We start from the raw sequence: 13962 nt of genomic DNA on the forward strand, positions 1-13962 counted from the left end.
CATTTCTTTGGAGATCTCATGAGAGCGTTCGTCACGGCTGCCCTGGCGCTTGCCGTACTGACCGGGTGTGCCACCGACGCGCCCGAGCCTGCCGCTCCGAGCGCCACCGGCGCCGGACAGGAGGCGAAGTGGAAGATGGAGCGGATCAAGGCCGACTGCATGAAGCAGAAGGGCTTCAAGTACACCCCGTTCGTCATGTCCGGCCCCAAGGAGACGGAGGCGCAGAAAAAGATGGCGGCCGGTGACTACGCCGCCGCCAAGGAGGTCAGGACGAAGTACGGCTACCGGATCTTCGCCCAGTTCGTCTATCCCGACGACTCCGCCTCGGGCGCGCTGGTCGAGAAGGAGTACGGGCAGGACCCCAACCCGGGGGCCCGGATGAACGAGACGCAGTTCAACGCCTACAAGAAGGCGGAGGACGCCTGTATGGCCAAGGCCTTCAAGGTGGTCCTGAACAAGGACGTGAAGAACCGGATGGACGTGTTCAAGATGCACTTCGACCTCAACAAGCAGCTCACCACCCGGCGGATCGACGGCGACGCCGAACTGGTGCGCCTGGCCGCGACGTTCGGCGACTGTCTTAAGGGCAAGGGCTACGCGATCACCTCGCTCAAGCCGAGCGACCTGGCCGGCAGAGGAGAGAAGGCCATGTTGGCGCAGGTCGGCAAGATAGGGAAGGAACAGGGAACGTCCTGGCCGGAACTCACGGCTGCGCAGGCCAGGCCGTACCTCGTCAAGGAGATCAAGGACGCCCTCGACGACCTCGAGTGCGGCAAGGAGTTCTACGCGCGCTACTCACCCGTGAAGACGGCCGTCGACCAGGAGGTGGAGGCGCAGCTCCCGTTGTGAGCCCGTTCGTCGGCTCCACCCCGCGCCCCCCGCGCCCGGGTGGAGGCGCGCGGAGGCTGCGACCGCCCAGGAACTAGGCCGGGGCGTTGCGCAGGGTGACGTTGATGCGATTCCAGGCGTTGATCGCGGCGATCGCCATGACCAGAGCGGACAGCGCCTCCTCGTCGTAGTGGTCGGCGGCTGCTTCCCACACGTCGTCGGGGACGCCGACAGGGTTGTCGGACAGCCGCGTGGCCGCCTCGGCGAGTGCGAGGGCGGCGCGCTCCTCCTCGGAGAAGAACGGGGTGTCCCGCCAGGCAGCGACCGCGTGAAGGCGCTGGCCGGACACGCCGGCCTCCGTCGCCTCGCGGGCGTGCATGTCCACGCAGAAGCCGCATCCGTTGATCTGGCTGACCCGCAACCGCACCAGGTCCAGCGTGGCTCGGGGGACAGGGCTGGCGTTGAGGTAGGTCTCCAGCGCGTACATCGCCTTCAGGCCGTTGGCGGCAGGCTTGCGGATGCTCATGCGCATCAGGGCTTCTCCAATCAGCTCATTCTGTACATCCTGGATATTACATAGCGAGAACTGTTCGGACAATCTGGGCATCCGTCCGAGGGATGAGCATCCGGTCCTTCGGGTCAGCGTTGCGGGAACAGGGCGGCTGCGAGATGCCGGCCGGGCTGGACCGCCGGAGGGATGGCGAAGATGGCGCTGCCGGTGTGCTGGATGAAGGCGTTGAGCCGGTCGGCGGCGGCCATCTTCCGCTGGGCGCGGATGAAGTCGCCGGGATCTCGGAGGTAGGCGCAGAACAGGGCGCCGGTGTCGTAGGTGTCGTGCCCGGTTCCTGCGTGGTCGTGCAGGGGATCGTCGTGGCTGTGACCTGGCTGGTCGGCTCCGTGGTGATCGTGCTCACCGGCTGCTTCGGCCCTCGCCTGGAAGGCGTAGTCGTAGTTGTAGGAGCGCCGCAGCATCGGGATGTCGCGGACCAGAGCCAGGTGGGAGTCGGACGGGATCACAGGCTCACCGTCCGGTCCTGCCCTGCCGAAGTCAGGAGGGGTGAACTCGTGGCCGCCACTGAGTGGGGCGCCGGTGTCGCGGCGACGGCCGATGGACTGGTCCTGCTGCAGCGCGGTGGAGGTGTCCCACTTCGGCAGGTCCATGCGGATCTTGCGGAAGACCAGATAGGTGCCGCCGGTGAACCAGGAAGGCTCGTCAGGTCCGCTGACCCAGACCGCGTCGTCGAACGCGGCGGTGCCGGCCCGCGGGTTGGCGGTGCCGTCCTTGTGGCCGAACAGGTTGCGGGGGGTGGCGTCGCCGAACCGGCCGAGGAAGCCCTGCTGGCTCCAGCGCAGCCGGGCGAGGCCGGGGGCGCGGCCACGGAGGGCGCGGAAGGCGTGGCTGATGCTCTGCGGGTCGTCGCCGCAGATCTGCACGAAGAGCTGACCGCCGCTCCATGCGGGTTGGAGCTGGTCGGTGGAGAAGGCCGGCAGCTCGCGCAGGTGCCGCGGCCGCTGCTCCTGTCTGCCGATCCTGTCGAACAGCTCCGGTCCCAGGCCGAACGTCAGGGTCAGCCGGGAGGGCGGCAGGCCGTCGGCGACGCCGCTGTCGGCGGGTGCGCCGGGGCGGTTGACGGGGAGCGGACCGGCGGGCCGGCCGCGCATGAGACGTTCGGCCGCCCCGCTCCAGCGCTCCATGAGGTGCTGGAAGTTGGTGGCGATCCGTTCGGTCGAGAGGCGCTTGCCCTTGGGGTCGCCGACTTCGAGGTCGAAGGCGGCGAAGTAGGCGTAGCGCTGCTGGGGCGTGGCGATGCCGGACTGGTGCGTCCCGTGGAACTGCTCCGCGGGCGGGCTTCCGGCGGCCGGGTTACGCGCTGGTGAGGCCGGCGCTTCGCCTCCGCCGACGGCGAGCGCCCCGCCCGCTCCCACGCCCGCGGTCACCACGAGCGAGGTGATCAGGGTGCGTCGGGAGAAGGCGGAACTGCCGCGGCCGTCTGGCGTGGCGCCCTGTCGGTCTGCGGATGGGCTGGGCATGTGAGGTGTCCTTCGAGTGGAGAGGGTCAGGTCCTCGGCTGGTAGCCGTCGTAGTCGCCCCAGCTCGGCGGCTGGGTCATCAGCTGCCGCCAGGTGGGCCAGTCCTGACCGGTGTGCTGGCGCAGGAGTTCGCCGGGCATGGTGAACGGCGGAGCCTTGTGGGGCTTGGCGAGCGCCTGGCCGACGATCGTGTCGTACAGCGCGGCGGCGGCGTGCAGGCGGGGAAGCACTGCGTGGATGCGGTCGGCGTAGCCGGTGGGGAGGGTGTGGCCCCCGTGGGGGCCGAGGTCGAAGCCTGAACCTGCCGAGACGAGCGCTATTTCGGGCCGCTTGCGCAGGGCGATGTCGGGATGCAGGTGCAGGGCGATGGCGTCCCAGACGATCTCGACGCGCTCGTCCGCTATCCCCTGATCGGTGAGGAAACGGGCGGCGTGGTCGGCGCCGTCGATGTCGAAGGGGTGCTCGCTGTCGCCCTGGTCACCGAGTCCGGCATCGTGGAGCACGCAGCCGAGGAACAGCAGTTCGTCGTCGTAGTCGACATCGGGGCGCCGGCCCTGCTCCTCGCCGAGGAAGCGGCCGTACAGGTAGCTGCGCATGCTGTGGTTGAAGATGGCCGGAGGCTCGATGTCCCTGGCGTGACGCATCGCGCTCAGGGCGAGGTCGGTGCGGGGAAAGGGCAGGGGGTCGTAGTCCACGGGAGTCATCCGTTCTGTGTGGTGTGAAGGTGCCGGAGGGCGAGCAGGCCGCCCACCCCCGGGACAAGGGCGCGCCAGCGCACGCCCTTGGCGGCCTGTGCCACCGACGCGGCGACGATGACGGTCACATAGGCCATGCCGTGCAGGGGGCCCGCGAGGCTGGTGATCGGCTTGGCGTGGATCGTGAGCAGGTTGGTGAGCAGGATCGTGAGTGAGACGGCTTCGACGGTGGCCGCTATCCGCAGGATGCGCACGGCGTCACGCTCCCGCTTCCGCGCCTGGCGCCACACGTGATCCCGGTTGCCGCAGGGGTGGGGCCGGACGGCGTGCGGCCGCCGACGAACGGGCATGGGTCATGGATGTCCTCCTCAAGCCTTCAGGCAGCCTGAAGCTTAGGGGGAGCTTCAGTCGCCCTGAAAGTGGGGGTCCAGCCTGGAGGAAACAGCAGGTCCGCGCACCCGTACAGGTCGGTGGCGCGATTTGTGGGATATGTGTCGTTGACGCCATGGAGGCGCGGGCTGGAACGTGGAGGGGTGCAATCACACCGCATCGCCTTCGTGATTTTCGATGGCTTCCAGTCACTCGACCTGGTCGGGCCGCACGAGGTGTTCCAGCGGGCAGGGGGCTACGACTGCGCGATCGTGGCCCCCGAGCCAGGGCCGGTGCGCGCTGAGAGCGGCCTGCCGTTGCACGCCGGGCACGGCGTGGCGGGGCTACGGCCGACCGGCATCGACACGCTGGTCGTCGTCGGCGGGGCAGGCGTCTACGCCGCCAGGCATGACTCGCGCCTGACCGGCTGGGTCGCCGCCGCGGCTCGCGGAGCCAGGCGGGTCGCCTCCGTCTGCAGCGGAGCGTTCCTGCTGGCCGAGGCCGGTCTGCTGGACGGCCGCCGCGTCACCACCCACTGGGCGAGGGCCGAACGACTCGCGCAGGACTATCCCTCCGTCACCGTGCAGCCGGACCCCATCTTCATCAGGGACGGCCACGTCTGGTCCTCCGCGGGGGTGACCGCGGGAATGGATCTCGCGCTGGCCCTGGTGGAGGAGGACCAGGGGCAGAAGGTGGCGCTGGAGGTCGCCCGTCACCTGGTGCTGTTCCTGCGCAGACCCGGCAACCAATCCCAGTTCAGCGTGGGCCTGTGGTCGATGCAGCCTGCCTCCGACCCCATCCGGCACGCCGTGACGGCCATCCACGCCGACCCCGGCGCCCGGCACGACATCGCCCATCTGGCCTCGCATGCCCGGCTCAGCCCTCGCCACCTGCAGCGCCGCTTCACCGCCGAACTCGGCATCCCGCCCGCCGCCTATGTCGAGCGGGTCCGGGTGGAGGCGGCTCAGCGAGCCCTGGAGAACGGCGGCGAGCCCATCGACGTCATCGCCCGCCGCTACGGCTTCGGCACCGCCGAGACCCTGCGACGCAGTTTCCACCGCTGCCTCGGCGTGGCTCCCTCCGACTACCGCGACCGTTTCCGATCCACCACGGGAGAACACCGATGACCACGTACGGACTACTGATCTTCGACGTCGTCGAAGAGCTCGACTTCGCCGGACCATGGGAGGTCTTCACCACCTCGGCCAAGCTGCGCGCGGACGCCGACCTCGCGGTGCTCGTCGCCGAACGGCCGGGTCCTGTCCGGTGCAGCAAGGGCATGCGGGTGCTGCCCGACTGCACCCTGGACGACCATCCGCCGCTGGACGTCCTGCTGGTGCCGGGCGGCCGCGGCGCCCGCGAGATCGAGCCGCACAACCGCGCGGTCACCGACTGGATCGCCAAGACCGCCGAGCAGGCCGCCTGGGTGGTCAGCGTGTGCACCGGCGCTTTCCTGCTGCACGCCGCAGGGCCCGCCCGCGGGCGGCGCGTCGCCACGCACTGGGGCTACGAGGACGCCCTCGAGGCGCGTGGGAACGTCACCGTCGTCCGCGACGCCCGCTACGTCGTGGACGGCAACCTGCTCACCAGCCAGGGAGTCTCCGCGGGGATCGACAGCGCGCTGTGGCTGGTCGGCCGGCTGCACGGCCGCGAGCACGCGCGGGCCGTGCGGCGCGAGATCCAGTACGACCCCGCCCCGCCCTACCTCGCCGACGAGCCCCTCTGACCGGGGCGGCCGGGTCCTGGGGCGCCTGACCGGCGGGACGGTGGCGGTGCCGGCGATGGTGCCCGTGGCCGGTACCGCCGCCCTCTCGCCGGTCAGGTCGTCGACCGGTGCGGATAGGCCGAGACGATGAGGCGGCTCAGGAAGGCGTCGAGGTCGTCGAGGCCGTAGGAGGCCCGCACGTCGGAGGGCTGGGTGAGCAAATGGCTCAGCGCCCCGTTGATCGCCAGCGTGACCACGGCGGCGCCATGGCGGGTGGCCGGGAGGCCGGCGGCCTGCTGGGCGGCCAGGTGCAGGTCGAGGTCGGCGCGGGAGAGCCGGGCCAGAGTCTGCCGCACCTGGGCGTTCCTTGCGGCTTCCGCGTGCAGTTCGAGGTAGGCCAGGACCCGGGACCGGTTGACCGTCAGCGCTCGGTCGATCATGTGGCGCAGCACCGCGAGCAACTGGTCGACGGTGTGGATCTCGGCCTGCTGGAGCTCGCTCCAGTAGCGCTCCACGCACCGCTCGGCGGCGGCCTGCAGGAGGCTGTCGCGGGTCGGGAAGTAGTTCTTGGTCGTGCCCTCCGGCAGCCCGGCGGACCGGTCCATCGCGCGGTGGGTCAGACCCCTCCCGCCCTCTTGCGCCAACACCTCGATGGCCGCGTCACGCAGCCGGTCGCGCCGATCCCTGTTCTCCACCATGGCCCCCTATTCTCCCGTTGGACACGACCACCACTTACGTGGTACCACATATGTAGTGATGAGAATGAGAAAAGCTGTCATTGTCGGCGCCGGAGTCGGCGGGCTGACGACCGCGATCGCGCTGCGCGCGATCGGCTGGGAGGTTTCGATCTTCGAGCGGTGGCCGCGGATCGTCGCCGAGGGAACGGCGCTCGGGATCCGCCCGGACGCCCAAGCCGGCCTGGCCGGTCTCGGACTGGGCGAACGACTGCGCGAGCGCACCGTCCCCTACCTGCGCGCGCAGATCCGCACTCCTGGCGGAAGGCGCCTGGCCGACCTTCCACTGGACCGCATCCAACGGCGTGGCGGAGCGCCCGTCCGCATGCTGTCGAGGGTCTCGCTGATCGAGATGCTGGTGCAGGAGGTGGATCCTGCGACGATCAGCACCGGCGTGGAGATCACCGACCCCGCCGCGCTGCGCGCCGACTACGACCTGGTGGTCGGCGCCGACGGGGTCCGCAGCGCGGTGCGCCAGGCGTTCTTCGCAGCCCCCACCCGGCCACGCTACGCGGGCATCGTCGCCTGGCGCGGAGTGATCCAGGGCTTCGAGCCGCAGGACTACGGCGAGACCTGGGGCCGCGGGCAGATGTTCGGGATGACACCGCAGTCTCCGGGCGTCACCAACTGGTACGCGCCCGTGCGGACCTCAGAAGGAGCGCGCGAGACTCTCGACGATCTGCGCGCCCGCTTCGCCGGCTGGCACGACCCCATACCCCGCGTGCTCGCCGCCGCCGAAGAGGACGCCGTGCTGAGGCATGAGGTCCACGACCTGGCGCCGCCGCTGGCCTCCTACGTCGCCGGGAACGTGGCGTTGATCGGGGACGCCGCCCATGCGATGACGCCCGCGCTGGGACAGGGCGCCTGCCAGGCCCTGCTCGACGCGATCGAACTCGCCGCCTGCCTGCGCGCCCAGCCCGGCGACGTGGCGCGGGCGCTGCGCGCCTATGACGCCCGGCGCCGCCCGGCGGCTCAGCGGATGGTCACGGCGTCCCGGTGGATGACCCGCCTGGCCGGAGCGGGCCGCCTGGCAAGACCACGCAACGCCCTGATGCGGGTCCTTCCCCTCTGAACACCTCCCGGTCGACCGTGCCCCTGTTTCACGGGTCGGGCCGCTCACTCCTAGCCCGAGCAGGCCGAACACCTCGACATCGCATCGTCAGGAGGCGAACGACATGCCGCTTCTGGTCTTCTCGCTCATGCTCGTGGTCTTCGGCCTGACCACCGGGGAGTTCGTCATCGCCGGCATCCTGCCGGACGTGGCCCGCGATCTGTCGGTGTCGATTCCGGCCGCGGGGCTTCTGGTCAGCGCCTACGCCGTCGGGATGATCGCCGGAGGGCCGGTGATCACGACCCTGACCGCGCGGCTGCCCCGCCGGCCGCTCATCGTCGGGCTCATCGTCACCTCCATCGCAGGCAACGCCGCGTCGGCGCTCGCACCCACCTACCCGGTCCTGCTGGCCGGGCGCTTCGTCGCAGGCCTGGTGGTGGCCACCTTCTTCGCCGTCGCGGTCGCCACCGCCGTCTCCACCGCCCCTCCGGGCAGGCAGGCCTCCACGGTGGCGAGGCTGACGTTCGGCATGAACCTGGGCATGATCGCCGGCACTCCGCTGGGCACCTTCGTCGGTCAGAACCTCGGCTGGCGAGCGACCTTCGCCGCGATCGCCGTGTTCACCGCCATCGCCCTGGCGCTGGTGCTGCGCTCCGTCCCCGACCGGCCCGCGCCGGACATCGGTTCCCTGCTCGGCGAACTGCGCGTGTTCACCAGCAGGGACGTCGTGCTGGCCATCGCCCTGACCGCGGCGGGGAACCTGGGAGTCGTCACCGTCTTCACCTACATGGCGCCGCTGGCCACCGACGTCAGCGGATTCTCCGGCGCGGCATTGCCGCTGCTGCTGCTGGTGTACGGGGCCGGCGCCGTCGCGGGCAACTTCCTGGGCGGATGGCTGGCCGACAGGGCGCTCATGCCCTCGCTCGCCGGCCTGCTGGCCGTCCTGGCGGGCGCGCTCGCAGTGGGCTGGACGGCCAGCGGCCACCAGGTGTCCGCCGCGGTGCTGTGGTTCGTGCTCGGTGTCCTGGCCTTCGCCGTCATTCCGGGGATGCAGACCCGCGTGGTGGCCACCGCCCAGGCCGCGCCCACTCTGGCCGTCGCCGTCAACGCCTCCGGTTTCCAGCTCGCCGCCGCGTTCGCCGGGTGGCTCGGCGGACGGCTCATCGACGGCCCTGGACCGCGTTCGATGTACCCGGTTGCCGCCGTCCTCACGGTCTCGGGCCTGCTCATCGCGCTCTACTCGTGGCGACGCGACCACCGCCGTCTCGCCGCCACGCCCTCCCCTCGACAACCGGTCACCCGCCAGTGACGAAGAGCCCGCTTCCCTCCGTTGAGCGACCCCGCACGCGGCTTTGTGCCAAGGTTCTGCAGAAGATCAGGACATCGGGGAGTTCGTTACCGGAGTCCCTTGTGCGCTCAGCACCTCCAGGACGAAGGGGAGTACATGCAACCGAGGAACCGAGGTGCCGGTCCGAGGCGCGCCGGCGCCGCCTGAACGAATGTACGGGGACGACCGAGAAATGACCCATACCGATATGACCCAAGCTGACCACCCCGCCCGCCTGGAGCAGGGACACCCCTTCCGGCAGTGGAAGACCTGGCGGATACCCGGCACCGAACTGACACTCACCGGCTACTCCCGCGCGAACGACAAGACGTTCTTCCACATCCCCGAACTGCGGTGCAGCCTCGACGCGGGCCTGTGTGAAGGACGGCGGGTGGACACGGTCTTCCTGACCCATACCCACCACGACCACTCCAAGGATCTCGACTATCTGGCCGCCAATCCCTCCGGCACCGACATCTACCTGCCCGCCGCGGCGGTGCCGTACGTGGAGTCCTACATCCGCGCATCCGCGGAACTCAACCACGGAGCAGGCTTCGATCCAGCCCTGGCGGCGAATCACCGCCTGCACGGCGTGGAGCGGGACGACGAGTTCAGCTTCGGACGCCAGGGACACCATGTGCGGGTGGTGGAATGCGAGCACAAGGTGCCCTGCGTGGGGTACGCCTTCTCGCAGCGGAGCAAGACGCTGCGACCGGAGTTCGAACAGCTGCGGCAGTCCCTGGTACAGCAGGGCAGGGGTGGCGAGTTCGGGCGCGTCATGGCGCGCAAACGCCAGGAGGGGATCGACGTCGACGTCGCGATCCGGCGACCGCTCTTCGCCTTCCTGGGTGACACGCATGTGAGCGTCTTCGAACGCAACCCCTGGCTGTTCGACTACCCGGTCATCATCACCGAGTGCACCTTCCTCGAGGACACCGAACTGGAGCGCGCGAACCGGGTCGGGCACACGGTCTGGAGCCAGCTGCGTCCCTGGGTCGAGGCCCACCCTCGGACGCTGTTCGTCCTGATCCACTTCAGCCTGCGCTACTCCGACCGGCAGGTTCTTACCTTCTTCCGGCAGCAGTGGGAGCAGGCGGACCCCTCGCGGCCGGACAACGTCCTCCTGTGGGTTCACCCGGACGGCCACCTGCCTGAGCAGCACCAGCACCGCAGTTCCTGACCCGCGATGGCGGTGAACGGATGGGGTTCGCCGGTCATCTCGTGGGGACGGCCTCGTCGAAGGCGGGGCACCGGGCCGGATGCGCGAAGGCGCCTGTGCCGGAACCGGTTCAGGCGAGGAAGTCGAGGAGGTGCCGGGCCGTCTCGTCGGGCGCCTCCTCGGGCAGGAAGTGGCCGGAGTCGATGGGGCCGCCGCGCACGTCGTCGGCCCAGGCCTGCCAGATGTCGAGCGGCTCGTACCACTCGGCGACCGGTCCTGCCGCGCTCCACAGCGCGAGCGTCGGGCAGCCGATGCGCCGCCGCATGCCACGGTCGGTCTCGTCATGCTCGCGGTCGAGCGTCGCGGCGGCGCGGTACTCCTCGCAGATGGCGTGCACGGTGGCGGGATCGGCGAACTGCGCGGTGTAGGCGGCCCGCACCTCGGGCGGGAAGGCGTCCGGCACCCGCGACCAGGAGTCGAGCATATGGTCCACGAGGACGGAGGGCGCTGCCGCGACCAACCGCTCGGGCACCGGCTCCGGCGCCGCCAGGAAGGACCACACCCAGTAGCCGAGGGCGAAGTCCGTGTCCGCACGGCCGAAGGCCTCGCCGGTGGGCACGACGTCGAGCACGGCCAGCCGGGCGACGGCCTCGCGATGGTCGAGCGCCATCCGGTACGCGCAGCGCGCGCCCCGATCGTGACCGACCACGGCGAAGCGTTCGTACCCCAGCGCGCGCATGACCTCGACCTGGTCACGGGCGATCGCGCGCATGCTGTACGGGGCGTGGTCGGGCGTGCTCGGCGGCGTGCCGCTGGCGCCGAAGCCACGCAGGTCGGTGGCGACCACGGTGAAGCGCTCGGCCAGCCGCGGCGCCACCCGGTGCCACATGAGGTGCGTCTCGGGGACGCCGTGCAGCAGAAGGACAGGCGGCCCCGCCCCGCCGCGGCGTCCATGGATGGTCGTATCGGAGGTGGCGATGTCGAACTCATCGAAGTCCTCGAACCCTGCCAACACACCGATCACTCTTCCACACGGGTCCGACGAATCCCTGTCACCGGACGACCGGCTCACGGAGGGGCGGCGCACCCCCCACCGTTCTCATGACCGCGGGCCCCCTGCTCACTGGACTGTCCAGTCCTCCTTCAGCGGCGGATAGGCGAACGTCTGGGTACCGCGCCAGCCCTCCCCGACGATGCGGTAGTCGTGCGCGGCTTCGCTGGCGGTGTGGTCGGGACCGATGTCGACCCTGTCGGCGGTCGACCAGCTCCCGTTGATCTTCTGCTCGATGACGTAGAGGAACTCGTTGAAGCCATCGGAGGACACGAACGTGTTGACGATGGTGAGCGAGCGCCGACCTGCGGTCAGGGCCGGCGGGATGTCGAAGATCTGGTTCCTCCACTTGTAGTCGCTGTCACCGAGCAGCGGCCGCCACCTTCCCGCCGGGGCCCCGTTCACGGTGATGGTGGCCTGTTGCAGGGGGACTCCCGCATCCAGGCGGCGGATCAGCCGTACGCCGGTGTTGGCGGGATCGACGACCACGGTGAACCTGCTCGAGCCGCCGGGTCCGAACGCACGGCCATCGTCAGTGACGATGGAGCCGACCACGGTGCGGTGAGGCGGCTCCTGCGACGCGCCGTGTCGCGGTGCCGCCCTCTGACCGATGAGGACGCCCAGGATCACCGCAGTCGCCAGCGCGGCCGCCGCCACCGCCGCCGGCCCGGCCGCTTTGCGCCGGCCTGGGCCGGGGTCGCGCGCCCCCGTCTCATCCGCCCCGGACGCCTGGACGGCGGGCGGCGTGTCGCGAGGGGACTCGCTCCTGTCGGTCTCGCCCGCCCCAGCGGGTAGCCGGGTGACGCGCACCCGCTCCCAGGCCCGTTCCCACGCGGGGAGCTGATCCTCGGCCACGTGGCACGCCTGCAGGAACGCCATCATCACCGCCCTCTTGGGGAAGCGCCGACCGGCCAGCATGTCCGCACAGGTAGCCCGCGGCAGCCGGGTACCGCCCGCCTTGTCCGCCCGCGCCTGCAGCTCCCGCAGCGACACATCGGCCAGCGCGAACTGCTCGGCCAGCAGCTTCACCAGGTCCTCGTGGCAGCTCACCGCCTCCGCCGCGGGTCCACGTGTCTTCGCGTCGGCGCGGAGATCTCCGCGACCTTCCGGGTCCGCGCTCATCGCCCCTCAGACCTCGTCCTCTCCTGCGCCGGGCGGCCCCGCCCACCTGACCCCGTCCTCTCTGAGAGTGTACGAGCCATCGCTCAGCGTGTCCGGGGATGAATGACTCCATCCGAGCGCGGGGCCTGAGCGTCTGCGACCGCGATCGAACGGGTGCCACCACCTCAGGAAGCCGACGTACTTCCCACGTCGTAGTCCGGCCGGTCGTTGATCCTGAGGTGGTAGCGGCAAATGACTCCGCCCGTAGGACGCCCCTGAGCGGTGGCTGGACGACGATTGCGGTCATGGGAACCTCGGTCAGCACATCCACGGGCCGGCGTCGTCGGCCATCGGGATGCCCTCGACGACGCGCTGTCGGCCTTCCATCGGCAAGCGCTGTGCGGTGACGGAAACGCGCATGTCAAGCATTCCCCCCTCTCAGAGGACTCCATCAGCAGGCGGAAGCGTGGTCAGCGAGCCGGGTGCCCGGCCGGGGCTCACCCTCGCCGCGGTGGCCGTCGTGCAGTTCATGGTGTCGCTGGACCTGTCGGTCGTGAACGTCGGACTCCCGCAGATCGCCGCCGGCCTCGGCTTCGGCGCGGTGGGCCTGACCTGGGTGATCCACGCCTACGCGCTCACCTTCGGCGGGCTGCTTCTCCTGGGCGGCAAGGCCGCCGACCGTTACGGTCGCAAGCGGGTCCTGCTGTTCGGGCTCGGCCTGTTCGGCCTCGCCTCACTCGTCGGCGGCTTCGCCCAGGAACCCGGCCATCTGGTCGCCGCCCGAGCCGTACAGGGCATCGGGGCCGCCGCACTGGCGCCTGCCGCGCTGGCGCTGCTGACCACGACGTTCCCCACGGGCAGGGCCCGCGTCCGGGCCTTCGGGATATGGAGCGCGACCAACGCCGCAGGGGGAGCCCTCGGCGTCCTGATCGGCGGCCTGCTCACCGAGTACGCCGGCTGGCGCTGGGTGATGTTCGTGAACGTGCCCATGGCCGCCTGCGCGCTGGCCCTGGCCTGGAGAGGTGTCACCGCCGGCCCGCCCCCGGCTCGCAGCAGCCGCCCTGATGTCCTCGGTGCCGTCCTGGCCACGGCGGGCATGACGCTGCTGGTGTTCGGCGTCGTCCGCACCGACCAGTATCCGTGGACTTCGCCGGTCACCGTGACGACCCTGGCGGTCGCCGCCGCGCTGCTGGTCGCCTTCGTCCACGTCGAGCGGACCACCACCCGCGAGCCGCTGATCCGGCTCGGCCTGTTCGCCAACCGGTCGGTCGTCGGTGCGAACGCCTACAACCTCCTGGTCGGCGCGGCCCTCGCCGCGGCCTTCTACTTCGTCTCCCTCTACCTCCAACGAGTGCTCGGAACGGGGCCGGCGCTGACCGGGCTCATGTTCCTGCCGTTGGCCCTCGGCGTGGTCGCCGGCTCGGTGCTCGCCATCAAACTCGGCTACCGCCTCGCGCCCCGGACGCTTCTGGTCATCGGTGGGCTGCTGACCGGGACCGGGTTCGCCTGGTTCGGTCTGATCAGCCCGGACGGCACCTTCACCACCGACGTCCTGGGGCCCTCGATCGTCGCGAGCGTCGGCTTCGGGCTCTGCCTCGGACCGCTCGTCTCCATCGCCACCACCGGCGTCGCGCGCCACGAGAGCGGCACCGCATCGGGCCTGCTCAACAGCTCACGCCAGATCGGCGCCTCGCTCGGGCTCGCCGTGCTCGGCACCGTGGCGCACCACCGCACCGGCCCGACCGTCACACCCGAGACCCTCAACGACGGATACGCGCTCGGCCTGACCCTCAGCGCCGCGCTCCTGGTCGCCGCGGTCCTCGTCGCCCTCACCGTCCTGCCCCGGACCAGTCCACCCTCAGGGGCTGTGCAGAGCGATGACCGCGATCCGCTCCCCGCCAGGGACTGACC

The 13962-nt window shown here is 70.5% G+C and carries 14 protein-coding genes; 7 read left to right on the forward strand and 7 right to left on the reverse strand.

Annotated features, from left to right (window positions below; genetic code table 11):
- Positions 1–18: 18 nt before the first annotated feature.
- The gene (locus FHR33_RS02460) at positions 19–849 is read left to right on the forward strand and encodes a hypothetical protein (protein WP_183642886.1); all 831 of its coding nucleotides are present in this window, start codon (positions 19–21) and stop codon (positions 847–849) included.
- Positions 850–922: 73 nt separating this feature from the next.
- On the opposite strand, the gene FHR33_RS02465 is transcribed toward FHR33_RS02460, so the two are convergent.
- The 4 genes from FHR33_RS02465 to FHR33_RS02480 all read right to left on the reverse strand — a co-directional run bounded on the left by FHR33_RS02465 (position 923) and on the right by FHR33_RS02480 (position 3904).
- Positions 923–1354 (reverse strand): carboxymuconolactone decarboxylase family protein, encoded by a 432-nt coding sequence (locus tag FHR33_RS02465; RefSeq protein WP_183642889.1) that lies wholly within the window; start codon positions 1352–1354, stop codon positions 923–925.
- 113 nt (positions 1355–1467) lie between these two features.
- Entirely contained in the window at positions 1468–2859 is a 1392-nt protein-coding gene (locus FHR33_RS02470) for a Dyp-type peroxidase (RefSeq protein WP_183642891.1), read from the reverse strand.
- A 26-nt stretch (positions 2860–2885) separates the two neighbouring features.
- Positions 2886–3554: an HD domain-containing protein gene (locus tag FHR33_RS02475; RefSeq protein ID WP_312895327.1), complete on the reverse strand. Its 669-nt coding sequence runs from the start codon at positions 3552–3554 to the stop codon at positions 2886–2888.
- Between the two features lie 5 nt (positions 3555–3559).
- A complete protein-coding gene (locus FHR33_RS02480; protein ID WP_183642897.1) occupies positions 3560–3904 on the reverse strand; it encodes a DUF3817 domain-containing protein in 345 nt (114 codons plus the stop codon).
- Between the two features lie 183 nt (positions 3905–4087).
- Here FHR33_RS02480 and FHR33_RS02485 point away from each other — a divergent pair, with 183 nt between their 5' ends.
- Positions 4088–5050: a GlxA family transcriptional regulator gene (locus FHR33_RS02485; RefSeq protein ID WP_183642900.1), complete on the forward strand. Its 963-nt coding sequence runs from the start codon at positions 4088–4090 to the stop codon at positions 5048–5050.
- Positions 5047–5649, forward strand: a complete 603-nt coding sequence (locus FHR33_RS02490) for a DJ-1/PfpI family protein (RefSeq protein ID WP_183642903.1) — start codon at positions 5047–5049, stop codon at positions 5647–5649. Before FHR33_RS02485 ends, FHR33_RS02490 begins: the two co-directional genes overlap by 4 nt.
- A gap of 92 nt (positions 5650–5741) precedes the next feature.
- Here the strand turns inward: FHR33_RS02490 and FHR33_RS02495 are convergent, their stop codons facing one another.
- Positions 5742–6326, reverse strand: coding sequence for a TetR/AcrR family transcriptional regulator (locus FHR33_RS02495; RefSeq protein ID WP_183642905.1), 585 nt, complete (start codon positions 6324–6326; stop codon positions 5742–5744).
- 64 nt (positions 6327–6390) lie between these two features.
- On the opposite strand from FHR33_RS02495, the gene FHR33_RS02500 reads away from it, so the two are divergent.
- From FHR33_RS02500 to FHR33_RS02510, 3 genes are all read left to right on the forward strand, one after another.
- Positions 6391–7434 (forward strand): FAD-dependent monooxygenase, encoded by a 1044-nt coding sequence (locus tag FHR33_RS02500; protein WP_183642908.1) that lies wholly within the window; start codon positions 6391–6393, stop codon positions 7432–7434.
- A gap of 103 nt (positions 7435–7537) precedes the next feature.
- Positions 7538–8722 (forward strand): MFS transporter, encoded by a 1185-nt coding sequence (locus FHR33_RS02505; RefSeq protein ID WP_183642911.1) that lies wholly within the window; start codon positions 7538–7540, stop codon positions 8720–8722.
- A gap of 226 nt (positions 8723–8948) precedes the next feature.
- Complete coding sequence (locus tag FHR33_RS02510) at positions 8949–9920, forward strand: MBL fold metallo-hydrolase (RefSeq protein WP_221240892.1); 972 nt, start codon at positions 8949–8951, stop codon at positions 9918–9920.
- Positions 9921–10029: 109 nt separating this feature from the next.
- On the opposite strand, the gene FHR33_RS02515 is transcribed toward FHR33_RS02510, so the two are convergent.
- Together FHR33_RS02515 and FHR33_RS02520 are read right to left on the reverse strand one after the other, a co-directional pair.
- A complete protein-coding gene (locus tag FHR33_RS02515) occupies positions 10030–10914 on the reverse strand; it encodes an alpha/beta fold hydrolase (protein WP_312895328.1) in 885 nt (294 codons plus the stop codon).
- A gap of 105 nt (positions 10915–11019) precedes the next feature.
- Positions 11020–12000, reverse strand: a complete 981-nt coding sequence (locus FHR33_RS02520; RefSeq protein ID WP_183642917.1) for a hypothetical protein — start codon at positions 11998–12000, stop codon at positions 11020–11022.
- Between the two features lie 517 nt (positions 12001–12517).
- Between FHR33_RS02520 and FHR33_RS02525 the strand changes: the two genes are divergently transcribed.
- Entirely contained in the window at positions 12518–13960 is a 1443-nt protein-coding gene (locus FHR33_RS02525) for an MFS transporter (protein ID WP_312895330.1), read from the forward strand.
- The last annotated feature ends 2 nt before the right edge of the window (positions 13961–13962 follow it).

Source organism: Nonomuraea dietziae (assembly GCF_014195505.1).
Lineage (GTDB): Bacteria > Actinomycetota > Actinomycetes > Streptosporangiales > Streptosporangiaceae > Nonomuraea > Nonomuraea roseola.